We start from the raw sequence: 23,815 nt of genomic DNA, 5'->3' as shown, positions 1-23,815 counted from the left end.
AATGAAACGAAAAAGGCCGGCCGGACGCTGAAAGCCCGGCGAGGCTTTCGGTGCCTCCTCAATTGAACGAAGTCAATACCGGCTTCAGCACGATTTCGGCGCGCCGGTCGGCGCCGGACGGCAAATGGACCTTGCGGGAATCTATCCAGGCGGCGATATCCTGCCAGGTTTTGTCTGCCTGCAAATCCCTGAGCAGCATATGATAGCCTTGCTGATAAAACGCGACGGTTTTTTCTTTTTCGCCGGAGGGATTCTTCTTATGCTTCAGAAACCGTTGCAGAAAGGCGTAAGTGGGCTTTTTGGGAATGATATCGTCTTTTTCCCCATACAACAGCAGCGTATCTTCAGTCAGCGAATCGGCGCTGTTGAACGCCAGATCCATCAAGTTGGCCAGGCCGTACAGCGTTTCGACGCGGGCTCCCTTGATCACCCAGGGATCGCGGCCCAATTCGCGGAGCATTTCGATATTGTCCGACGGCGTCACCTTCACGACGCCTTTGCCGGTCAGCCTCAACCAGGGCGTCGTATGGGCGAGTATCCACAACAGGCTGTTCTGGTACCAGGGCATCGTCTTGCGCGCCCAGAGCGCAGGCGCGGCCAGAATAATCCCGTCGACAAGCTCGGTGGTATCGTGTTTGGCCGCGGTCATCACCACTGCGCCGCCCATGCTTTCGCCAAGCAGGAATATCGGACTTCTGGGATAGCGTTCCTTAACCAGGCGCGCCAGCGTCAACAGATCGTCCGCATAGGAGGCGGAGCCGGCCCACAGTCCGCGCTTCGGCGCGGCGCCGAAGCCGCGCTGGTCATAGGCAAAACTGGCGATGCCGTGTTCGCTGAAATAGCGGGCCGGCTGGTCGAAAAAACGGCTGTAGTCGTTGAAACCGTGTACCGCGATGATCACCGCTTTGGGTTCGCCTTGGGGCAGCCAGCTCCGAAGCGGCAAGCGCGCGCCGTCTTCGGTAATGAAAGCCAGCGTATCGAGACGAGCCACGGTCGTTTTGGCGCCGGAAGGGTAAATGGAAGGCATACAGCCGGACAGCAGGAGAGTGATCAAGGAGAGGATCGAGACAATCTTTTTCATATACCTTCGACCCGGCCGGATGCCGGGATAAACGGAACGGCAGACAAGGCGGCAACTACAATCCGAACCCTTGTCTTGAAGATCGAATGTAAAACAACCGTCATTTCCGCCCATCCTGCGGGAATGATGAGCCCCCGGTTCAGAGAAGTTGCTTCCATCCAACAATAATGATTGTGAATGCGCATAAAAGTTCCTAGCGTTCCCGTTTCAGAATAGCGTTAGAATAAGGATTATTCAAACAAAAATTCACCCGTCATGCCTGCGGCAAACCCGAACCGAACCGTTATCGCACTCGTCCTTCGCTCTTTCGTCAACCGGATCCTGCCCAATGCGCAGGCCGTTTCGCTGGCATTGATACTGATCATGATTTCGGTACTGATCTATTCGCTGTCCGGCCTGCTAATGCCGGTGTTCGCTTCGGTCGTGCTGGCTTACCTCCTGGAGGGAATCGTGGCGAAAGCCGAAGCGGCGGGCCTGCCGAGATGGACGAGTGTCTATCTGGTATTCTCGATCTTCATGACCGGCGTCGTTTTTTTGTGTTTTTATCTGCTGCCGATCGTATCGCAGCAAGCCGTCGAGTTTGTCCAGCAGATTCCCGCGATGGTGTACCGGCTCGAAATGAGCATCCTGCAGCTGCCGAAACTGTATCCGAAACTGATCTCGCAAAGCCGTATTCAGGAAATCATGCAGATACTGCAGCGGGAGGTGTGGTCCTACGGGCAGAACATGCTGTCGGTGTCGGCCGCGTCGCTGGTCAGCGTGGCCAGCGCGATCGTCTATCTGTTCCTGGTGCCGATGATGGTGTTTTTCTTTCTGAAAGACAAAAAACTGCTGATCGACTGGTTTCTGCAATTCATCCCGAGCGACCGGTATCTGACCGCGCGCGTCTGGGAAGAAGTCGACATTCAGATCGGCAACTATATTCGCGGCAAGTTTGCCGAAGTGTTCATCCTTTGGGCGTCCAGCTTCATCACTTTCCGCTTTCTCGACCTGAACTATGCGATGCTGCTGGCGGTGTTCATGGGCCTGCAGGTCATCATTCCCTATGTCGGGGCGACACTGGTCACCTTCCCGGTGCTCGGCGTCGCCTATTTTCAATGGGGCTGGGGCAGCGACGCATTCGTGTACGTTGCGGTCGCCTATGCGATCATCCAGGCCCTCGACGGCGTCCTGCTGGTGCCGATCCTGTTCTCCGAGGCGGTCAATCTGCATGCGATTGCGATCATCGTGGCGATCCTGTTTTTCGGCGGCCTATGGGGCTTTTGGGGGGTATTTTTCGCGATTCCCCTGGCCACCGTAGTCAAAGCGGTGCTGTCGGCCTGGCCCCGGCTGGGCGATCCGAATCACGACAGTCCGTTTTACTGCCCTATAAATAGTCCGACCCAAAATCCGCCAAACGCGAGCGCTCGCCGCGGCGCAGGGTGATATGCGCCGCGTGTTCCCAGCGCTTGAAACGGTCCACCACATAGGTGAGCCCCGAGGTCGTCGCGGTCAAATAAGGCGTATCGATCTGTGAAAGGTTGCCGATACAGATGATCTTGGTGCCGGGGCCGGCGCGGGTGATCAGTGTTTTCAACTGCTTGGAGGTCAGGTTCTGGGCCTCGTCGATGATCAGATAGCGGTTCAGAAAAGTCCGGCCGCGCATGAAATTCAACGAACGGATCTTGACCCGGTTCATCAGCAGATTCTGCGTTGCCCCCTGCTCCCATTCGGTATTGCCGGACCGGTTGCCCAGCAGTTCGAGATTGTCCATCAGCGCCCCCATCCACGGCGCCATTTTTTCTTCCTCGGTACCGGGCAGAAAGCCGATATCCTCGCCGATCGGCACCGTTTCGCGCGTCATGATGATTTCGTTATAGAGTTTGTGTTCCATTGTCAACGTCAAGCCGGCCGCGAGCGCCAGCAAGGTTTTGCCGGTGCCGGCCGTGCCGAGCAGCGTCACGAAATCGATGTCTGGATCGAGCAGGACATTGAAGGCGAAGTTCTGCTCGCGGTTCTTCGCGGCGATGCCCCAGACGCTGTTGTGCTTAGTCCGGTAATCCCGTGCCAGTTCCAGGATCGCGGCGCGGCCGTCGCAGGAACGCACGATCGCCTCGAAATTCGAGTCGTCTTCCATGTACAGGTACTGGTTCGGATACCATTCCGCGACCAGCGGATTTTCAAGTTTATAAAAGGTTCTGCCCTTTTCCTGCCACGAATCCATCTTGCTGCCGTACCGGTCCCAGAAATCGTCTTCGAGCGCCATCGCGCCGCTGTACAACAGTTCGATATCGTCGAGCACCTGGTCGTTGTGGTAATCCTCGGCCGGCAGTTCCAGCGTCGCCGCCTTGAGGCGCATGTTGATGTCTTTCGAGACCAGGATCACTTTGATCCCGGGCAATTGTCGGGTCAGCGCCAGCACCACGCTCAGAATCGAATTATCGGCAAGACTGCCCGGCATGGTTTCGGGCAACAGTTCGCTCATGATGCTGGTCTGGAAATACAAACGGCCGGCCCTGCCGATCACGCCGCCTCCCCCGCCGTTCGCCTCCAGACGCGATAACGGCAATCCGTCCTTGATATGCTCGGGATTCACGTCCCGGATCAGCTCGTCGAGAAAACGGCTGGCCTGGCGCACGTTGCGCGCCACTTCGGTCATGCCTCTTTTGGCCCGGTCCAGTTCTTCCAAAACGATCATCGGAATGAAAATGTCATGCTCCTGAAATCTGAAAATACAGGCGGGATCATGCATCAGCACATTTGTATCGAGCACAAACAGTTTTTTATCGGGAGTGGTTTGAATATTCATGAAATCCTTGAGCTGTGAGGTTCAAAAGTCATCGATGCGCGCTTGTCTTCCGCTTCCGATACCGACCGGCGCTATCGTTAAGAATAATCGCTTTGAGTGGATTTATAAAGCACCCTGAGATGGGATGCCGTTCCCGGAAACGTCCCGCGAACGGTCTTTAACCTTCATGGCCTTCCCGGCCAAATAGCAAAATTGTGACCGCTTTCTCGGAAAAGTTTCCATCTTTCGACATCTGAACTATATTCACAAGTAAGCGTTTTCGATCGCCGATATTTTTAACGGCAAAAATCACAAGCCATGAACCCAACTCGCGCTTTTTCGTTTATCCTCTCGGCTTTATGCAGTACAGTCCCCGTGTTTGCCTTTCCGGCTCCGCAACAGGACATCATCGATATTCAACTGCGCTGGCACCATCAATTCCAGTTTGCCGGTTACTATGCCGCCGTCGAAAAAGGCTTTTACCGCGAGGAAGGACTGGAAGTCCGGCTGCATCCCGGCGATCCCGCGCATCAACCCGTGCAGGAAGTCCTGTCCGGGCGCGCCCAATATGCCGAAGGCAACAGCGAAGTCCTTTTCCAAAGACTGCGGGGCGAGCCGCTGGTTGCACTGGCGGCCATTTTTCAGCACTCGCCGTCGATACTGCTGGTGCGCAAGGATTCGGGCATCGATTCGGTACATGACTTGGCCGGAAAAAAGGTGATGCTGATGAATCGGACCGAAGATGCCGATTTCCTGACCATGTTCGTGAATGAAGGGATTCCGCTTTCTCAAATCGACATTATTCCGAGCAGTTATCGAATCGACGATTTGATAACCCGCAAAGCGGACGCTTTCAATGCCTATTCGAGCAACGAACCGTTTTTCCTGAAGCAGCGCGGCATTCCTTACAATGTCATCGCCCCCGGCAATTATCGGGTCGATTTTTACAGCGACATTTTTTTCACTTCCGAGAAAGAATTACGCAGCCGCCCCGAACGCGTCGAAAAGATGCTTCGCGCCACGCTGAAAGGCTGGCGCTACGCGATGGATCATCCGGACGAGATCATCGATTTGCTGATCCGCCGCTACCCGGTCGACAAAACGCGGGCGCATCTCGAATTCGAGGCGGCGGAGATGCGCAAACTGATCTTCCCGGATCTGATCGAAATCGGTCATATGAATCCGGAACGATGGCAGCATATGGCCGACGCCTTCGTGAAAGCCGGCTTGGTCGGATCGGATGATTATCTCGACGGCTTCCTCTACAGCGTCAAATCCAACAAGCACTTACCCGCCTGGGTCGTCCCGGTGCTGGCGTTCGCCCTGGCCGTTATCGCCTTGATCCTGGCCGCCGCCTATTACCTGATGCAATTGAACCGGCGCCTCGCATCGGCGCAGCATCAATTGCACGCGGTCAACCGAGCCCTTTCGGAAGAAATCGATGAACGCAAAACGATCGAGGCAAACTTGCGCATCAGCGAAACGCGCTACCGTTCGCTGTTCGGGAACATGGTTGAAGGCTTTGCGTTTTGCCGGATGCTTTACCGCAACGGTCAACCCGACGATATCCAGTACATCGAAGTGAATCCGGCATTCGAAACCTTGACCGGCTTGTCGGCCGTGACCGGCAAAAAGATAACCGAAGTCGTGCCGGGCATCAAAGCGTCCAACCCGGAAGTCTTCGAAATTTACGGGCGCGTTGCGGCAGGCGGCCCTCCCGAGAAATTCGAGATTTTCATGTCTCCGCTCAATCTCTGGTTTTCCGTCTCGGCCTACCATGCCGACACCGACACTCATTGCTTCGTCACGGTGATCGAAAACATCACCGAACGCAAACTGCTGCAACGCAATTACGAGCAGATGGCGCAGACCGATTATCTCACCGGCCTGTCCAATCGCCGATATTTCATGCAGCAGGCCGAAACCGAGCTGGCGCGCACCCTGCGCTACGGCAGCGCCTTGGCGCTCCTAATGCTCGATCTGGATCATTTCAAACAGATCAACGACAACCACGGCCATCGGGCCGGCGACAAGGTCTTGCAGGCGTTCAGCACGCTTTGCCTGTCGATTCTGCGCGAATCGGATCTGATCGGGCGCCTGGGGGGAGAGGAGTTTGTCATCATGCTGCCGGAAACCGGCGTCGCGGAGGCCATCGGCGTAGCCGAACGGCTGCGAAAAATAACGGAAGAAGTGTTCGTGCTCCTGGAAAACGGGCAGGCTTTGTATTTTACCGTTTCGATCGGGATCGCCGGACTCGACGAACGCTACGCGCATCTCGACGCCCTGCTTCAGAAAGCCGATCAATCGCTTTACACAGCCAAGTCGATGGGGCGTAACCGGATCCATACCGAGGCATCATGCATCCGCGCGGCCTGCCGGTAAAAGCGCAAACTACACAGCTTTCCACGGGCTGAATTCAGTTCAGTCCTTCCACCGCCAGCAGCACTTCCCGTGCATGGTCCTTGACCTTCACTTTACGCCATTCGCGCACCAGCATTCCACGGCGGTCGAACAAAAACGTGCTGCGCTCGATACCGCGAACCTGCTTGCCGTACATGTTCTTCATCCCGATCACGTCGAACAGGCCGCAGAGCCTCTCGTCAGGGTCGGACAACAGCTCGAACGGAAACGCCTGCTTGGACTTGAAGCCTTCATGCATCTTGACCGAATCACGCGACACACCGAAAACGACCGTATCCAGCGCAGCAAAGCGCTCGCTCAGATCGCGGAAATCGCCGCCTTCCTGCGTGCAGCCCGGCGTATTGTCCTTCGGATAAAAATACAGCACGATGTTCCGCCCCGCGTAGTCGGTCAATCTAACCGTTTTGCCGCCGGTAGACTGAATTTCGAGATCGGGCGCGGCGCTGCCGAGCGTTAAAGGTGTCATATCCGGCTCCTAACGTTTAATCGGTTCGAGAATGGCGTCGATATTCAGTTGATCGCAGAAATCCAGAAATTCCTCGCGCAACGGCAGCAAGCGGACTTCCGGCGGGATCAGCACGATGAATTTGGTGGTGAACACCGAAGTCGAAATGTACGGCGCCTGATACGAACTGCCCGACACCTCCTCGATTTCGATTCCGTGCGAGTCCAGGAAGGACGATACCGCTTCGATGATGTTGTCGCGGTCGACCGATAACGTTTCGAGGGAATAAGGCAGAAAATCTTTTTCTCTGTGCTGATGTTCGGGCCTCAGCATATGGACCTTGATGTCCAGGCGCTTCTCGACCGCTTCCAGGGCATTTTCGATCTTGGCGATTTGGTTCCAGTTACCCTGGATCAGCAAATAGGCTGCATGCGCCTGTTCCAGTCTGCTGTAGCGAACTTCTACAATACCGCATTTGCAATCGCGGACTGCGGACAATATTTCGCTGATGAATAAGCTCCGGTTATGTCCCAATACGGTAACGGCTAATTGCATATTTTTCTCTTCGGTTTATCGGCTGAGGGCGATAAGGGGCAAAAATACTGTGGCAAAAAATACATCCGCTTAGCTTCAAACTCCTATTGATTAAACAAATGAAAGATATTGGATTTTTTCCTCGCCAAGCAATAAACTAGCCGGAAAAATGAGCGTTATATTACTACCAAAGAGCCCCCCAATGACAGAGCTTTTAAACAAAAAGTCTAAAGAAGGACGCTACCGCGTCGAACCGAATATCGCCGAAGTCGATCCGGTCATTGAGCCGTTGACCGATCTGGATGATGACGAAGATGCGATCGACCGGCTGCTGATCAATACGGGTTTCGACGCCGATGAAAACGTTTCCGCGCGGACGGTAGTCGATGACCGGACGTTACCGATCCCTCAGGACGTTGTCCCGCCCTTCGATGCGTTCGGTGAAGACGAGGCCCTGACCGTACTGCAAGCCGACGATGACGAATATGTCGAACCGGTGGATATCGGCTCGCCGCTCGCCGACGTCGAGCTAGCCCCGGATCCGCCGCCGTACCAAGCGGCATCCGTAAATATTGAACCGCTCCCGGGCCAGGATGCGCTTGCGCCTATTGCTGACGAGCACGCGGCCTCCGCCTTGCGCCATCCGGCACCCGAATCTGCCGGCACGCTTCATGACATTTTCGCCTTGCCCGCCGAAAAGGATGAAGCTTTCGCGCCGGACGCCCCGGCACTCCCCATTCCCAAACCCGATCCGGAAGAAACGTCCTTTGTCAACCGCACCGCATTCAAAGACTGCCGCCCTCCCCTTGACCGAGAGCCGGAACCAGACGCCATTCCGCATCATCCACCCGGAAATGAAACGACGGCATTGGGCGATGTGAATCCGTCTGTCGAAGCTCCCTTCTCCCCATTTAAAGCAGACGCTTTCATCCCGGAACGAGGCATCGCCCCTGACGCACCGCTGCATGCCGGGGAAGAGAGCCGTCTGCCCTCGGCGCCGGAAGACCTCCTGCAACGTATCGCGCAGCTTGAAGCCAAAGCCTCGAATACCCGCCGCCTTTCCTATGCGGCGATGTTGCTGTCGCTCGCCGCCTTATGTGCGGCTTCATACCTCGGCTACCTAGCCGTTCAGACACGTGCCGAACTGATTAAACTGCAAGACATGCAGTCGATCATGAAAGAAGACCTCGACGGCTTGAGCGAAAAGCTCGACAATGGTAAACAGGTGGTCGGAGACAGCGCCGATACGCCCAGTGCCTTTATCGATGAAAGCCCGCAAAAGCCGGGAAACCAATCGGCCGCGGTCCGGGCACCGGCTTCTCCGGAAACCGGGCCGCTTCATGTCGCCGCCCCGCCGGCGGCCGGCGGGGCCCGAAAAATTTCCGAACCTTCCGTCCGCAAAATCCGTGTTTTACCGGTTCAACCGGCCCAAAGCGCCGCACCGCAAAAAGCTTCGGAAAGCTATCCGGACAAACCCGCCACAGGAACCGCCGGCGGCCCGTGGTCGGTTAACTTGGCCGCCTTCAGACAGATGGACGATGCCAGAAAAAAAGCCGCGGAATTGAAGCGAAAAGGGATTCCGGTCAAAGTGAGGAAAATCGATATCAATCATTCCATTTGGTACCGGCTCAGCGTGCCCGGCTTCGCTACCAGGGAGGCAGCCAGCGCCCACTCGGCGCGGCTCAAGAAATTGCTGCGTTTGAACTCGATTTGGGTCGCGGCGACTTAAGCCGGAGGTTATCCCGCCGATGACGGCAGAATACCGTCGAACCGATCTCCAGGCAGGATTTATTTTTTCCCGGATTCGACAGGCGCCGGCTGAGCCGGTTCGGCATCGCTTTTTGCCGGTTCGGCATTCGGTTTCGCCTCTTCCTGAGCCCCTTTTCCCTCTTCTTCGGGCTCGGACTGAATCATGATGGCCGAATAGCAGTTCATCAGGCTTTCGGTGAAATTGTTGTGGGCATCGGCCAGGGCTTTCGGTGAACCGAAATCCTTACGCAACTCATCCAGCGTTTTCTTCGGGTCTGCCGACTTCATCAACGTCAGCATTTTGGTGTAGTTTTTATAGGCGGTACGGCGTTCGGGATCGAACTCGGCAAAGCCGGGCATGTGCTGGGTCGTGGTGTCGACGACACAATCGGTCATTTTTTCCGGATCGATGTGATAGTCCTTCACCTCCTGTTCCTTTTTTATTTCCTCCAAAACCGCCGCTTCATATTCGCCTTTCTCGGCGCAACCCACGGCGAGCAAAGCGGAAATCGAGATGAGTAAAATCTTTTTCATTCAGTTAAACCTTGAGTGATTGTTTTATAAACCAATGGAAAACCAGAAAAACCGGCATAAGAAGCAACTTGCAGTTTTTACGCCCCGTGCTTTCGACCCGCTTTTTTAAAGTTCCTTCATCGCCTCGGCAATCCAGGCTTCGGCCTCGGCATTGATATGGGCGGCCTTGCGCCCTTTGCTTTCGATCGGAGGACCGATTTTGACCTTGATCGTACCCGGATATTTCAAAAAGCTGTAACGCGGCCAGTAAACGCCGGCGTTATGCGCAATCGGCACGACCGGATATCCCGATTGCTGCGCCAGCATCGCCCCGCCGGCATTGAATTTTTTGACTTCGCCGGGCGCGGTACGGGTGCCTTCCGGAAAAATGACCACCCAGAGGCCGGCCTTTAAATTCTCTGTGCCTTTATCGAGCAATTTACGCAGCGCCGCACGCTGATTTTTGCGGTCGATCGCAATCGGTTTCAATGTTGCCATCGCCCACCCCCAAAGCGGCAGCCAAAGCAGCGACCGCTTCAGCAAAACCGAATGCATCGGCAGAAAATCGCGATAAGCGATCGTCTCCCAGGCCGACTGGTGCTTGCTCAGCACGATCGAAGTCCGGCTCGGGTCGATGTGTTCCATCCCTTCGATTTCATGGTCGATCCCGCAGCATGCTTTAGCGAGCCACAGCACCCATTTGATCCAGAGCCCGGCGATCCGGTAACGGATCCGGAAAGGCAGCACAATCGCCATCAGCACCAGGGGACAGATCACGAACAGCGACAGCGTCATGCCGATGAACAGCAGCGTCGAACCGAAATAAACCTTAAAGTTCCTGCCCCGAGACGAGGGCGTTTGCAGCGTCATATAAATTGTCAAAAACCGGGATTTTCAAATGGGGGTTCGCGGCCAGCGTTTTCCGGCCTTTGCCGGTCTTGACCAGGATCGGCCGGATGCCGGCCGCTTCGGCGGCCTGAATGTCGCGCAGCGAATCGCCGACCAGCACCGCATCGTGCAGATCGGCCCGATGCTCCGCCGCGAAGGCTCTGATCAGCCCCGCTTTCGGCTTGCGGCAGTCGCAATCGTCTTCAGGGCCGTGCGGACAGTAATATATCGCCTCGATCGCGCCGCCGTTTTCGGCAGCCAGGCGGCGCATCTTCCGGTGGATGCGCTCCAGCATGGAGAGATCGAACAACCCGCGCGCGATGCCGGACTGGTTCGTGATCACCACGACCTTGAAGCCGTGGCTGCCCAGCAGCGCGATCGCCTCCAGGCTTCCCGGAATCGGCCGCCATTCTTCCGGCGACTTGATGAACGCGTCGGAGTCCTCGTTGATCACGCCGTCCCGGTCGAGCAGTACATAACGGTTATGCGCCATGTTTCAAGCCGGGCCGCTTCGACCTGAGGCTGCGGAACCGGCGAAAAGCCGGAATTTTCTCGCCGCTCGGATATTCTGTTGCTTCATCGATGGGGCGCCGGTCTCCGATCAAGACTGCAGTTTCGAGATGTCCGCGCAAGTCAAAAACTGTTCGGACAACAGCGTCAGCAACGCCAGCCGGTTCGCGCGCAATTCGGGATCGTCGCACATTACCATCACATGATCGAAAAAATCGTTGACCACAGGCTCCAGCTGCGCGAGCCGGCTCAGCGTGCCCTGGTAATCGCGCTGCGCCAAAAGCGGCTGGATCGCCTCCGCCGCGCTGTTGGCCGCTTCAAACAGACGCTGTTCCTGCGCTTCGGCGAGCGTTCCGACCGAAGCGGCAGGCGCCGTCTCCGATTTTTTCAGGATATTGCGGATGCGTTTGTTCGCGGCCGAAAGGCTTTCGGCCTGCGGCAACTGCCGGAACGCTTTGACCGCGGCCAGGCGCTGAACGAAGTCGAGCGGCTCGGACGGATTGACCGCCATCACCGCCTCGAACTCATCGGCCGAGTAGCCCTGATCCAGGCAGTAGCCCTTCAGCCGGTCGAACACGAAATCGCTCACCAGCGCACGCGTCGCCTCGACGTCGAACGCATGCGTGAACTGGCCCAGCGCAACGTCGATCAGATCGCGGATATTCAGCGGCAGGCGGTTTTCGACGATGATCCGGAGCACGCCGATCGCCGTGCGCCGGAGCGCATAAGGATCCTTGTCGCCGGTCGGAATCAGTCCGGTGCTGAAAATGCCGCACAAGGTGTCGATCTTGTCCGCCAGCGCGACGATCCGGCCGGTTGCGCTGCCCGGCGTCGGACCGCCGGCCTGCTTCGGCAGATAATGCTCTTCGATCGCCTGCGCCACTTCGGCCGGCTCGCCGTCCGCCAGCGCGTAATAACGGCCCATGATACCCTGCAGATTGCCGAATTCGCCGACCATATCGGTCAACAGATCGGTTTTGGCCAGCAACGCGGCACGTTTCGCCAAGCCGGCATCGGCCTGCAGCAGGTTTGCAATCACTTCGGCCAGTTTGACCACGCGTCCAGTCTTGTCCGCCACGGTCCCCAGCTTCTCCTGGAACACGATGTTGGCCATACTCAAGACACGCTCGGCCAAAGGTTTCTTGCGATCCTGTCTCCAGAAAAATTCGGCGTCGGTCAGGCGAGGAGTAATCACGCGCTCGTTGCCGCGCCGGATCGACTCGGGGCGCTTGCTCTCGATGTTGCTGAACGTGATGAAATGCGGCAGCAGCGCGCCGCCCCGGCTCTTCACCGGAAAATATTTCTGGTTGGTCTGCATCGTCGTGATCAGCACTTCGGCCGGCAATTCCAGAAAGCGTGGATCGAAATTGCCGGTGACCGGCATCGGCCATTCATTCAGCGCAGCGACTTCATCGAGCAGATCGTCCTCGATATGCGCGATGCCGTTTACCTGGACGGCGGCCTTGTTCGCGGCCTCGCGGATGAGCGTTTTCCTGGCTTCGAAATCGGCGATCACCCTGCCCTTCTCATGCAGCGTTTCTACATAAGCCTCGGGGCTTGCAACCGTCAATTGCTCCGGCGCATGAAAGCGGTGGCCCTGGGTGGCGCGGCCAGTTGTCAGGCCCAGAATCTCGGCCTCGATCACCTGTTCGCCGAACAGCAGCACGGCCCAGTGCACGGGCCTGATGAATTCGGTCGTGAAGCTGCCCCAGCGCATCCGTTTGGCGATCGGAAGCATAGCCAGACTTTTGCGGATGATGTCAGGAATCAATTTTTCGGTAGCCTGCCCTTCGATCTCCTGGGTATAGGAAAGCCATGCACCCTTGTCGGTTTTCAGCTCCTGCAATTGATCGAAGGTGGTGCCGCAGCTGGCCGCGAATCCCAGCGTGGCCTTACTCGGGCTGCCGTCCGGCGCATAAGCGGCCTGCAGTGCCGGACCGCGCTTTTCGACCGTCTTGTTTGGCTGTGCGGTATCGAGATTCTCGATCAAAACCGCAAGACGCCGCGGCGTCGCATAAAACCGGCTGCCTGAAAACGCCAAGCCAGCCTCGTTCAATCCCGCGACGATGCCGTTTTGCAGCGCCTGGGCCAGATTCAGCAGGTTCTTCGGCGGCAGTTCTTCCGAGCCCAATTCGAAAAGTAAATGTCTGGTTTCGCTCATCTTGATTCTCCCTGTCCGGCCAGCATCGGAAAGCCCAGCGATTCACGGCGCTGGTAGTAGGCCTCGGCGACCGATTTGGCCAGATTTCTGACCCGCAAAATATAGCGCTGGCGCTCGGTGACCGAGATCGCGTGCCGCGCATCGAGCAGATTGAAGGTATGCGACGCCTTCAGCACCATTTCGTAGGCCGGCAACGGCAAGTTTGCCTGGATCAATTTCCGGCATTCCTGTTCGTAGGTGTCGAAGCATTTGAACAGAAAATCGACGTTCGCATAATCGAAATTGAACGCGGACATTTCGACCTCGTTCTGATGGAATACGTCACCGTAACTCACCACGCCGTGCGGAGTACGCGTCCAGACCAGATCGAACACGCTCTGCACGCCCTGCAAATACATCGCCAGCCGTTCCATCCCGTAAGTGATTTCGCCGGTTACCGGCCGGCACTCGAGGCCGCCGACCTGCTGGAAATAGGTAAACTGGGTCACTTCCATCCCGTTCAGCCAGACCTCCCAACCGAGCCCCCAGGCGCCCAGCGTCGGCGACTCCCAGTTATCCTCGACGAAGCGGATGTCGTGTTCGAGCAGATCGAAGCCCAGGTAACGCAGGGAATCGAGATAGAGTTCCTGAATGTTGTCGGGCGAAGGCTTCAGGATCACCTGGTACTGGTAATAATGCTGCAGGCGGTTCGGGTTCTCGCCGAAGCGTCCGTCGGTTGGCCGGCGCGAAGGCTGGACATAGGCCGTATTCCAGGGTTCGGGGCCGATCGCGCGAAGAAAGGTCGCCGGATGAAAAGTCCCCGCCCCCACTTCCTGATCCAAAGGCTGCAGCAGCACACAGCCTTGCTTGGCCCAGTATTCCTGCAGGGCCAGAATCAATCCCTGAAACGTCGAAACATCGTAATTCGAACTCGCCACGGTACACTCACGATATGCAGTAAAAATCTCGTGATTATATCTTAAAATTCGGTTTAAAGCAGGGTTTATGGCGCGCTTTCAAAACGCCGCGCCATACTCAAGGTGATATTGTAATGTCGGCAGACAAGGCTACGCATCGAAATGCCCCCACTGCCATTAACTTAAGAAAAAATAGAGTCCAAAGCTTGCTTTGGCCGACTTAGCGATTTTTCCAAAGCAAGCTTTGGACTCCACGCGAGGCCGACTCGACGTTCTTATTAACTTAATGGCAGCCCAAGTGCCTCCAGGCGCTCAAGCCCCCAAATACGCTTCCTTGATGCGAGGATTATCCGACAATTCCAGACCTGTCCCGGCCAGTACCACCCTGCCCGTCTCCAGCACATAAGCCCGATGCGCTATCCGCAACGCCATGTTCGCATTCTGTTCCACCAGCAGGATTGTGGTGCCGGTCCGGTTGATGTCCTCGATGATGCGGAAAATTTCCTGTACTAGCCGAGGCGCCAAACCCATGGAAGGCTCATCCAGAAGCAGGAGCCGGCCGCGGCTCATCAGCGCGCGCGCCACCGCGAGCATTTGCTGTTCGCCCCCCGACAGGGTTCCCGCCGGCTGCTGCCGGCGCTCCTTGAGCCGCGGAAACAGCGAAAACACCCTGTCGTAATCGGCTTCGACCTCGCCTTTGCCCTGGCGCTGCCAGGTCGCCAGCTGAAGATTTTCCTGCACGGTCAGGTTGCCGAAAATGCCCCGGCCCTCCGGCACATGCGCGATTCCGAGTCCTACGATCGAATGTGCCGGGATCGGCCCAAGATCACTTCCGTCGAAAACGATGTCGCCGGTAAATCGGATGAGGCCCGAAATGGCCCGCAGAATCGAACTTTTACCGGCGCCGTTCGCACCGATCAATGTAACGATTTCCCCCCGGTTGACCTTGAACGATACCCCGTGCAAAGCCTGAATGCCGTTGTAACGGACCTCCAGATTCCGCACTTCCAGTTGCGGGCCGGCCTGCCGAATCGACGCCTGTCTCATTTAACCGGAACCTCGCCCAGATAAGCTTCCAGAACCCGGGGATGGTTCTGGATCAATTTGGGCGGCCCTTCGACCAGGGTCACGCCAAAATCGAGCACCTGGATCCGTTCGCAGATGCCCATGACCAGCTTCATCTGATGCTCGATCAGCAGAATCGTCAGTTTGAATTCGCGGCGAATCCACTGGATCAACTCCATCAACTGCTCGATCTCCCTCGGGTTCATCCCGGCGGCGGGCTCGTCAAGCAACAGCAGTTCCGGCGAAATCGCCAGCGCCCGCGCTATCTCCAGCCGCCGCTGCAGGCCATAAGGCAGATTCTTCGCTTTTTCGCCGGCCAGATGCTCGAGTTTGAATATCCCCAACAGCTCACGCGCATGATCAATCACGCGCTGTTCTTCGCGCCGAAAGCGCCCCAAGTGCAGCAATGCCTCCCAGGGCGTGTAAGCGACCTGCGAATAGTGCGCGATCCGGACATTGTCCAGCACCGACAAATCGCGGAACAAGCGGATGTTCTGAAAAGTGCGGCCGATGTGCAACGCGGCAATCTGGTTCGGGGTCTTTCCCACCAGTTCGGTGCCTTTGAAGCGGATACTGCCCGAACTGGCCCGGTAGACGCCGGTGATCAGGTTGAAGACGGTCGTCTTGCCGGCGCCGTTGGGACCAATCACGCCGACCAAATCGCCCTCGTAGAGTTCCAGATTGAAATCCTCGACCGCGCGCAGGCCGCCGAACCGATGTCCCACCTTAGTCGCTTTCAGGATGTTCATGTAAACCTGCTTCGGGAAGCGTGTGACGATGAGCATCCTTATCCCGTTCTGGAACGAAACCACGGTATTCCCGCAGCCCCATCATGCCGCGCGGCCAGTACAGCATCACCAGAATCAGCGCCAAGGGCATGATCACCATCCGCCACACGCCGAGATGGCTGATGAAGTGCTCGTTCAGGGGATTGAATACCGCCGCAGGCAGCCAGGACAACAGCGACGCCATCGTCGACGGCCGCAACAACTCCAGCAGCACAGTGAAAAGCGTCGCGCCGAGGATGGAGCCACCGATCGACGCGATGCCGCCCAAATAGACCATGATCAGAATTTCGGTGGACTTGGCGATATCGAAAACCCGGGGGCTAATGAATTGCAACAGATGCGCGAACAGCGCACCGGCAATGCCCGCACAGAACGACGACAGCATGAAGGCGAAAAATTTCACCTGCCGGGTATTCACACTCATCAGGTCGCTCGCGATTTCGTCTTCGCGAATCGAGAGCACGCCGCGCCCGTAGTTGGAATAAACAAAATTGCGGATCAGCCAAACCAGCGCCACGGTCCAGAAAAAGACCCAGGGCAAAGTCGTCAGCCGCAGGATGCCGGAGAGACCGCGCGGTCCGCCGACGAAGTCGATATTTTCGATGCCGGATTTGACGATCATCAGGAACGCCAGGGTAATAATCGCCAGATAGTCGCCTCTGACTTTGAACGAGGGAACCGCGACGATCAAGCCGAAGACCGCGGCCGCCGCACCGCCGGCCAGCACCGCCAACGGAAACAGCAGCGGAAAATCGGCCGCGGGCAGCACCTTCATCGTCAGCACGGCCGAGGTATAGGCGCCTATGGCCATGAAGCCGGCATGCGCCAGGGAAAACTCGCCCATGTAGCCATTCACCAGATTCAGGCTGACGGCCAGGATGATATTGATGCCGACGTACATCAGAATCAACTGCGCGTAAACGCTGAGCAGATGGTACTCCGGAACCAGGAAAGCCAGAACCAAGCCGCTCGCGAGCAGAACGGGAACGAGCCAGCGCCGCTCCAGCAGCCTGTTCCAATAAACGCTAACTTTGGCGATCATACTTTCTGGACGCGCGGCTTGCCCAAAATACCGTAGGGCCGGACGATGATCAACAGCATCAGCAGCGTGAACGCGACGAAATCGCGGAAGGTCGACGGCAAAAAGGCCACCACCATAATCTCGACGCTACCGAGGATAAAAGCGCCGACCATCGCGCCGCGAATATTGCCGATGCCCCCCACGACTGCGCAAATAAACGCCTTCCAGCCGACCAATATCCCCATGTACGGATCGATCACCGGATAGGCCAGCGCGTACATCGAACCCGCCGCGCCCGCGAGTCCGGCGCCGATCGCGAAAGTGATCGAGATGACCCGATCGACCGGGATGCCCATCAGAGGCACATAGGTCTTGTCCCAGGAAATCGCGCGCATCGCCATTCCGATCCGGGTACGATGCACGATGGTGTCAAGCAATCCGATCAATACCAGCGACAGGCTGATGATGACCAGTTGTATTGACGAAAGCGAAAGACCGTACAGGTTCCAGGTGACGTTTCCCAATAAGGTCGGGATGTGCTTCGGATAGGGCGACAGCGCCAGCGTGAAGTTCTCCAGAAACAGCCCGACGCCCAGCGCGGTAATGATGGCCGAAACGCGCGGTGCCTGGCGCAACGGTTTATAGGCAAGCCGTTCGATCACGACGCCCAGCAGCCCGGTCCCCAACATCGTCAGCAACAAGGTCGGCACAAAGCTCAAACCGAGCTGAGTCGACAGCAGAAAACAGAAAAATGCGCCGATCATGAACACATCGCCGTGCGCGAAGTTGATCATGGCCAGGATGCCGTAAACCATCGTGTAACCCAGCGCGATCAACGCGTAGATTCCGCCCAATTGCAAGGCGTTCAACCCTTGTTGCAGCCAGTAGATCAGCGCTTCGTTCAAAGCCTCGGTCCTCGGACCCTATATCCGATCCTGTACTTCATGGCGCCGCGTTCATTACCCAGACGAACTTATCGCCTTTCACCTGCATGATCACCGCGCTCTTGACCGGGTCGCCGGAACCGGGAGCAAACTTGATGATACCGGTCACCCCTTCATAGTCGGCCACCGCGGCCATCGCATCACGGACCGCCTTGCGATCGAGTGCGGGCGATTTTTTCAGTGCCGCGGACAACAGGCCCATCGCATCATAGGTCAGTGCGGCGACGTCGTCCGGCGTATTGCCGTACCTGCCGGCATAGGCATCGATGAATTTTTTCGCGGCCGGCGTCGCAATATCGGCCGCGTAATGGTTCGCGAAATAATCGCCTTCCACCGCCCCGCCCGCCAGCTTGATCAGTTCCGGGCTGCTCCAGGCGTCGGAGCCGACCAACGGTTGCTTGATGCCCGCACGGCGCGCTTGCTGGGCGATCAGGCCGACATCGTTGTAATAGGCGGGCAGAAAGACAATATCGGGACCTGCGCTCTTGATCTTGGTCAACTGCGCGGAAAAATCGCGGTCGCCGGTCGTGTACGTTTCAAAAGCCACGATCTGCCCGCCCAACTCCGCAAAGGTTTGACGGAACAGATCGGCCTGGCTCTTCGGCGCCTCGGAGGCCACATCGTAAAACACAGCGGCCTTTTTCGCGCCCAGCTTTTCGGTCGCGAACCGGGCCAGCACCCGGCCTTCGAACGGATCGGTATAACAGGCGCGAAATACATAGGACTTCGGTTTGCCACTGCTCGTGTCCAGCGTCGTCTTCGGATTGGTTGACCAGGGCGTGATCAACAACGTCGTGTTGAACTCGGCGATCTCGGCGGCGGGAATCGCACCGAGACTGGCATTCGGGCCGATAATCGCGACCACGTTGTCCTGGCTGATCAGTTTATTGGCCGCGGCCACCGATTGGTCGGGTTTGGAAGCGTTATCCTCGATGACAAGCTCGACCGGATAAGTTTTGCCGTCGACCGCGATTCCACCGGCGGCATTGATTTCGCCGACCGCCAGTTCGGCGGCATTTCTGGACGAAGCGCCGACCGCGGGCATGTCGCCCGTCAATTCGACAATCAGCCCCACTTTGATCGTATCTTGCGGGTGGGTGGAATTGCCGCAACCGGCCAACTGCATGGCGGTTATCGCGATTGGCAAGACAGCCAGGAAGATTGTTTTACGCATGAGTCTTCTACGAAAAAAGGCTTAAAGCGGGTTTTCACCAGTGATTGAGATGACTCCCATCACGCCGATAATTGAGTCGAGAATAGCGCTGAACACCATAGTAGCCAGAATCCATCTTTCTTTTTATGCCGTTCGCAGTTAGCCGGGCTATGATCCGCTTTCTTGCCAAGAATAGCAATATGCCGCTCTCCCGCTCGTCGGCCTTTACGGGCCGTTCCATCCCTTGACGCTCTCGACGGCCTTGCGCCATTGTTTTTTATGAGCTTCCCGCACGCCGGCCGGCATAGTGCCCTCAAAAGAGCGATCGGCCCGCCATTTATCGGCCAGCTGATCCAAGGTCCATACCCCCGTGGCAATCCCCGCCAGATAGGCCGCGCCCAGCGCGGTCGTTTCGAGATGCGCCGGGCGGACCACTTCGAGCCCGGAAATATCGCTCTGAAACCGGGCGAGAAATTGATTGGCCGCCGCGCCTCCGTCGATCCGTAACTGGCTGACCGGCCTGCCGCTGTCCTCGGACAGAATCCGTAAAATATCGTCGACCTGAAAAGCCATGCTTTCCAGCGCGGCGCGGATGATATGCGCCGCGGTTGTACCGCGGGTCAGCCCGAAGATCGCTCCGCGCGCGTCCGGATCCCAATCCGGCGCACCGAGCCCGGTGAAGGCGGGCACGAAATAAACACCGCCGTTATCGCCGACCGAGGTTGCCAGCATTTCGCTGTCGGCGGCCGAGCCGAGCAGATGCAGGGCGTCGCGCAGCCACTGAATGGCCGCGCCGCCGACAAAAACGCTGCCTTCCAGCGCGTAGTCGACCCGGCCGCCGATCTGCCAGGCGACCGTGGTCAACAGCCGATGCTTCGAGAGAATTTTTTCGGCGCCGGTATTCATCACCAGAAACGAGCCGGTGCCGTAGGTGCACTTGGCCATGCCCGGCTCGACGCACAGTTGCCCGAACAGGGAGGCCTGCTGATCGCCGACGACCGCGCCAATCGGCATGCCTGCGCCGATCTCCTCGCTGCGCGTCAGGCCGTAGCATTCGCTCGACGGTCTGACTTCGGGCAACAAGGCCGCCGGAATTCCGAACAGGTCAAGCAATTCTTCGTCCCAACGGAGGGTTTCGATATTGAAAAGCAGCGTACGCGACGCATTCGATACATCGGTGATGTGCAGTTCGCCCCGCGTCATTTTCCAGACCAGCCAGGTATCGACGGTGCCGAACGCCAGCCTGCCCTGCCGCGCCCGGTCAAGCGCGCCGTCCACATGATCGAGAATCCAGCGGATCTTGGTCGCGGAAAAATACGGGTCGAGCAGCAGGCCGGTTTTTGCCCGCACCCTGTCTTCCCAGCCGGCCGCCTGCAAGCGCGCGCACTGCCCGGCGGTGCGCCGGTCCTGCCAGACGATCGCGTTGTAAATCGGCTTGCCTGTCTGCCTGTCCCAGATGACCGTCGTTTCGCGCTGATTGGCGATGCCGATCCCGGCAATCGCTTCCGGGCCCAAATCGAGTCGCTGCATCGCCTCGCGGCATACCGAGGACTGGCTCTGCCAGATGGTTTCGGGATCGTGTTCGACCCAGCCCGCTTGTGGAAAAATCTGCCCGAACGCCTGTTGGGCAACGGCTGCGGGCCTGCCCTCCGAATCGTAGAGAATACAGCGCGAACTGCTGGTCCCTTGGTCGATCGACATCAAATAGCGCATCGGCTCAAGCCTTTAGCAGCGCAAACGGCCTGTCCCGCGGAATGTCGTGGTATTCGATCCGGTTGCGGCCGTTATTTTTGGCCTGGTACAAAGCGGAATCGGCGGTGTTGATCAAGCATGAAGCGGCTTCGGCGATCGTCAACGGATCCCTGCGATCGGAACGATAGGTCGCCAATCCGATGGAAAGCGTCACAGGTATCGTGATTTCGCTGAAAGTGATTTTGAGAGACTGCACATTTCTCCGAATCCGTTCGGCGATTTCACAACCGGTCGACTGATCGATATTGCTCAACAAAACCACGAATTCCTCGCCGCCGTAACGGGCCAGCACGTCATTATTCCTGAGCTGGTTTTTGATCGCCTTCGCCACGATCGATAACACGCTGTCGCCCGCCAGATGGCCGTATTTGTCGTTGACCGATTTGAAATGGTCGATATCCAGAAACAGGCAGGTCAACGGATCGCTGTTGCGCTGGCAGCGTGCAACTTCCTCGCCGATCCGCTGTTCGAGAAAACGGCGGTTGTTGACGCCGGTCAGCGTATCGACATAACTGGTACGGCGAATCGTTTCGATATTCAGGCGATTCTCCAGGCAGATGCCGACCACCATGCTCAAATGGGCGAGAAAATCGTCCGTAATCGAGCCGAAAAAACGGCCGGGCCGGCTGCTGCCCAAATTCAGCGTGCCGAGGTATTCTCCCCGTTGGTACAACGGAATAATCGCGATATGGGCCAAAGGAATATCGTCGGAAACGAAAAAATGCCCGAAATGCTCCTGCACGAAGGACCCAAGGTAGGAATGCAGGACATAGCCGAACTTTACACTGAACAATCCCTTGTCGCACAGCAAAGTCAGACGTCGATGATGCGCCGGATCGAACGATTCTTCGGCGAGCAACTGGCTCAACTCGCCGGACTCGTCAAGCAGGCAGAGCGTGACCTGATCGAGATCGAAATCGGCTTTCGCGCTGTCCAGGATATAGCGGATCATTTCTCCCAGCGAACTTTGATCGAACAGGCGCATCTCGAAAGTCTGGAAGTCCTTCAACATCGAGCTGCCTTTTCTGATGGAATCGAACAGGCCACTGATGTGGCTTTCCAACACAATCAAATCCGTCGTCAAGTCGTTTTCCAGCATGGCCTCTCTCCGGCAATTCGCAGGTCATCGCCTCTTCCCTGGCAAGCTTAACGCTCCCTTATCCTCCTGCTTCGCTAGAAGTTTATTTCATATCACACTAATTTGTAAATAAAAATTAGTCAAACATCGCCAGATATTCGACTTCGCTGATCACCTTCACCCCTTTTGCCGCGGCTGCGCTGATTTTCGCTGCGCCGACATCTTCTCCGGTCACCAGAAAATCGGTCTTGCCGCTGACTGCGCTGGCGACCTTCGCGCCCAGCCGCTTGGCTTCGCGCGTCATCTCCTCGCGCGAACCGTGCGTCATCGTGCCGGTGAACACGATCGTTTTGCCCGCGATCGGGCTGGCGGGCTGCGCCTGCTCGCTGCGCAGCGGCGTCCTGGCCAGATTGAAGCCGAGCGCATGAATTCGCATGAAATCGTTCTTGATTTTCGCCAGATTCGCAATCACCGCCTCGCCGGTCTTCTGCGCGAAGCCTTCGATCGAAACGATGTCGTCCAACGTCAGGTCGAAAATGGCCAGCAGCGGAAAATGCCGCAAAAGCCGCTCGCAGTTGCCGAGCCCCATCCGGTAAATGCCGAAAGCGCCGAGAAAGCGCCAGTCCTCGATCGAATCCCGGCGGCTCCGGGCCAGTTGATCGAGCAGATTCTGCGAGGTTTTCTCCCCGAAACCGAGCTGCTGCAAATACTGCCGGTCCAGTTGGTAGATTTGGTAAACCGAATGGATCCCTGCCGCATGCAGTTTCTCGATCGTCTTCTCGCCGAAACCGTCGATATTGCCGAGCGTCCTGAAAAAATGCTCGATCGTATTTTCGATTTGCGCCGGACACTGGACCGGATTCGGGCAATACAGATAATCGCTGTCCCAGATCAGCGCGGTGCCGCAACTCGGGCAGGTTTCCGGAATTTGCGGCGGTTGCGGAACGATGACCCGTTCGATTTTCGGGATCACCAATCCCGAACGGATCAATTCGATCACCGCGTCCTCGCCGATCCCCATTTCTTTCACCATTTTGTAATGGTGCGCGGTCGCACGCGAGATCATCGCGCCGCTCAATTTGGTCGGCTCCAGCTCGGCGACCGGATTCACCCGGCCGGAACGCGAGGTCTGCGGGGTTACCCGCAGCACTTTGACGACCGCGGTCTCGATATTGTTTTTATAGGCGATCTGCCAGCGGTGATGGTGGCGCGTCGCGCCCATGTGCTGCCTGATCCGGACATCGGTCACTTCGAAAATCACCCCGTCGACATCGTACTCGACCTTGGCCGGCACCGCGTGCACAATCGTCTCGAACTGTTCCAGAATCTCTTTTACCGAACCTTGCCAGTCCGGCAGCTGCGCAAACGGAAAGAACACCGCGGCGTGGTTCTGAATCGTCGCCAGTGCGTGTTCTTCGAGATCCTTTTCCTTGATGATGCTGGCCTGGAAATTACGCGCATTTTCAAAATAATCGGCCAGATGCGTCGCGAAATAACGCTGGTTCACCACGATCTCGCCGGCGCCCTGCCCGCGCCGGCCGTCGCCGGCGACCACGAGGCCGCGCTCGAACACCCGGCTGATGTCGGTCCCCTTGCGGCCGTCGCCGCGGGTATAAAGCATTTTGCCGTCGTCGTAAGCCGCAAAGCCGTCCAGCTTCGGCGTCGCTCGAAAACGCAGCCCTTCGAAATCGATGCCCAGTTCCTGCGCCGCTTTTTCGACCCGCTGCAGCCATTTTTCGATGCCTTCCTTCGAGTAGGCTTTCTCGGTCGACAGCATCATCTCGGGCAGCGCGACCGTTTTGCCGACAAACGCTTTTTCGGGCTCGACCGTTTCCAGATAAGGATGATCGGGATGGCGCCGGCGCAACTCTTCGAGAAACACGAAATCGTACACGGCATCCGAAAGGATCGGTTCGCCGCGCCGGTAATATTCGTTGCAGACCTTCAAAAATTCGACCAGCTCGCCGTCGGATAACCGGTCGGGCCGCGCCTCGGCGGCGATTTTGAGGATGGCTTCGGGTGGGGTGTGATTTTTATTCAATGGAACTG

At 57.3% G+C, this 23,815-nt stretch carries 20 protein-coding genes; 3 read left to right on the top strand and 17 right to left on the bottom strand.

The genetic code is table 11. The features are described from left to right. Positions 1-58: 58 nt before the first annotated feature. Positions 59-1,081 carry an alpha/beta hydrolase gene (locus tag CC94_RS0116550; protein WP_005371656.1) on the bottom strand — a complete coding sequence of 341 codons (1,023 nt, stop codon included), beginning with the start codon at positions 1,079-1,081 and terminating at the stop codon, positions 59-61. A gap of 255 nt (positions 1,082-1,336) precedes the next feature. Between CC94_RS0116550 and CC94_RS0116545 the strand changes: the two genes are divergently transcribed. Then, positions 1,337-2,506 carry an AI-2E family transporter gene (locus CC94_RS0116545; protein ID WP_005371653.1) on the top strand — a complete coding sequence of 390 codons (1,170 nt, stop codon included), beginning with the start codon at positions 1,337-1,339 and terminating at the stop codon, positions 2,504-2,506. On the opposite strand, the gene CC94_RS0116540 is transcribed toward CC94_RS0116545, so the two are convergent. Further along, a complete protein-coding gene (locus CC94_RS0116540; RefSeq protein ID WP_005371650.1) occupies positions 2,448-3,869 on the bottom strand; it encodes a PhoH family protein in 1,422 nt (473 codons plus the stop codon). The genes CC94_RS0116545 and CC94_RS0116540 overlap by 59 nt on opposite strands. Positions 3,870-4,223: 354 nt before the next feature. On the opposite strand from CC94_RS0116540, the gene CC94_RS22505 reads away from it, so the two are divergent. Then, entirely contained in the window at positions 4,224-6,230 is a 2,007-nt protein-coding gene (locus CC94_RS22505) for an ABC transporter substrate-binding protein (RefSeq protein ID WP_051911526.1), read from the top strand. A 34-nt stretch (positions 6,231-6,264) separates the two neighbouring features. Here CC94_RS22505 and CC94_RS0116530 read toward each other — a convergent pair whose 3' ends face one another. Next, positions 6,265-6,735 carry a peroxiredoxin gene (locus tag CC94_RS0116530; protein WP_005371646.1) on the bottom strand — a complete coding sequence of 157 codons (471 nt, stop codon included), beginning with the start codon at positions 6,733-6,735 and terminating at the stop codon, positions 6,265-6,267. 9 nt (positions 6,736-6,744) lie between these two features. After that, entirely contained in the window at positions 6,745-7,269 is a 525-nt protein-coding gene (locus CC94_RS0116525; RefSeq protein ID WP_005371644.1) for a glycine cleavage system transcriptional repressor, read from the bottom strand. A gap of 181 nt (positions 7,270-7,450) precedes the next feature. On the opposite strand from CC94_RS0116525, the gene CC94_RS0116520 reads away from it, so the two are divergent. After that, on the top strand, positions 7,451-8,977 hold the full coding sequence (locus tag CC94_RS0116520) for an SPOR domain-containing protein (protein ID WP_031431601.1): 1,527 nt from the start codon (positions 7,451-7,453) through the stop codon (positions 8,975-8,977). Positions 8,978-9,036: 59 nt separating this feature from the next. Here the strand turns inward: CC94_RS0116520 and CC94_RS21735 are convergent, their stop codons facing one another. From CC94_RS21735 to CC94_RS0116455, 13 genes are all read right to left on the bottom strand, one after another. Beyond that, positions 9,037-9,531 carry a hypothetical protein gene (locus CC94_RS21735; RefSeq protein WP_036304068.1) on the bottom strand — a complete coding sequence of 165 codons (495 nt, stop codon included), beginning with the start codon at positions 9,529-9,531 and terminating at the stop codon, positions 9,037-9,039. A 105-nt stretch (positions 9,532-9,636) separates the two neighbouring features. Further along, the gene (locus CC94_RS0116510) at positions 9,637-10,380 is read right to left on the bottom strand and encodes a lysophospholipid acyltransferase family protein (RefSeq protein WP_031431599.1); all 744 of its coding nucleotides are present in this window, start codon (positions 10,378-10,380) and stop codon (positions 9,637-9,639) included. Beyond that, on the bottom strand, positions 10,340-10,891 hold the full coding sequence (gene gmhB / locus CC94_RS0116505; protein ID WP_005371636.1) for a D-glycero-beta-D-manno-heptose 1,7-bisphosphate 7-phosphatase: 552 nt from the start codon (positions 10,889-10,891) through the stop codon (positions 10,340-10,342). Before gmhB ends, CC94_RS0116510 begins: the two co-directional genes overlap by 41 nt. Before the next feature lie 108 nt (positions 10,892-10,999). Continuing rightward, on the bottom strand, positions 11,000-13,069 hold the full coding sequence (gene glyS, locus CC94_RS0116500; protein ID WP_031431598.1) for a glycine--tRNA ligase subunit beta: 2,070 nt from the start codon (positions 13,067-13,069) through the stop codon (positions 11,000-11,002). Beyond that, entirely contained in the window at positions 13,066-13,986 is a 921-nt protein-coding gene (gene glyQ, locus CC94_RS0116495; protein ID WP_031431597.1) for a glycine--tRNA ligase subunit alpha, read from the bottom strand. The genes glyS and glyQ overlap by 4 nt, the downstream gene beginning before the upstream one ends. A 291-nt stretch (positions 13,987-14,277) precedes the next feature. After that, complete coding sequence (locus tag CC94_RS0116490) at positions 14,278-15,012, bottom strand: ABC transporter ATP-binding protein (protein WP_051911525.1); 735 nt, start codon at positions 15,010-15,012, stop codon at positions 14,278-14,280. Next, complete coding sequence (locus CC94_RS0116485) at positions 15,009-15,779, bottom strand: ABC transporter ATP-binding protein (protein ID WP_031431595.1); 771 nt, start codon at positions 15,777-15,779, stop codon at positions 15,009-15,011. The genes CC94_RS0116490 and CC94_RS0116485 overlap by 4 nt, the downstream gene beginning before the upstream one ends. Next, the gene (locus CC94_RS0116480; protein WP_051911524.1) at positions 15,757-16,860 is read right to left on the bottom strand and encodes a branched-chain amino acid ABC transporter permease; all 1,104 of its coding nucleotides are present in this window, start codon (positions 16,858-16,860) and stop codon (positions 15,757-15,759) included. The genes CC94_RS0116485 and CC94_RS0116480 overlap by 23 nt, the downstream gene beginning before the upstream one ends. Next, positions 16,857-17,744 (bottom strand): branched-chain amino acid ABC transporter permease, encoded by an 888-nt coding sequence (locus tag CC94_RS0116475; RefSeq protein ID WP_215731684.1) that lies wholly within the window; start codon positions 17,742-17,744, stop codon positions 16,857-16,859. Before CC94_RS0116475 ends, CC94_RS0116480 begins: the two co-directional genes overlap by 4 nt. Positions 17,745-17,781: 37 nt before the next feature. Then, a complete protein-coding gene (locus CC94_RS0116470) occupies positions 17,782-18,957 on the bottom strand; it encodes an ABC transporter substrate-binding protein (RefSeq protein WP_031431592.1) in 1,176 nt (391 codons plus the stop codon). A gap of 204 nt (positions 18,958-19,161) precedes the next feature. After that, positions 19,162-20,649 carry a glycerol kinase GlpK gene (glpK, locus tag CC94_RS0116465; RefSeq protein WP_031431591.1) on the bottom strand — a complete coding sequence of 496 codons (1,488 nt, stop codon included), beginning with the start codon at positions 20,647-20,649 and terminating at the stop codon, positions 19,162-19,164. A 4-nt stretch (positions 20,650-20,653) separates the two neighbouring features. Beyond that, positions 20,654-21,787 (bottom strand): GGDEF domain-containing protein, encoded by a 1,134-nt coding sequence (locus CC94_RS0116460; protein ID WP_051911523.1) that lies wholly within the window; start codon positions 21,785-21,787, stop codon positions 20,654-20,656. Between the two features lie 115 nt (positions 21,788-21,902). Beyond that, complete coding sequence (locus CC94_RS0116455) at positions 21,903-23,807, bottom strand: helix-hairpin-helix domain-containing protein (RefSeq protein ID WP_031431589.1); 1,905 nt, start codon at positions 23,805-23,807, stop codon at positions 21,903-21,905. Positions 23,808-23,815 lie beyond the last annotated feature (8 nt).

Origin of the sequence: Methylomicrobium agile, assembly GCF_000733855.1 — a bacterium.
In the GTDB taxonomy this organism is placed as follows: Bacteria; Pseudomonadota; Gammaproteobacteria; order Methylococcales; family Methylomonadaceae; genus Methylomicrobium; species Methylomicrobium agile.
This window is presented reverse-complemented; position numbering and strand designations above follow the sequence as displayed.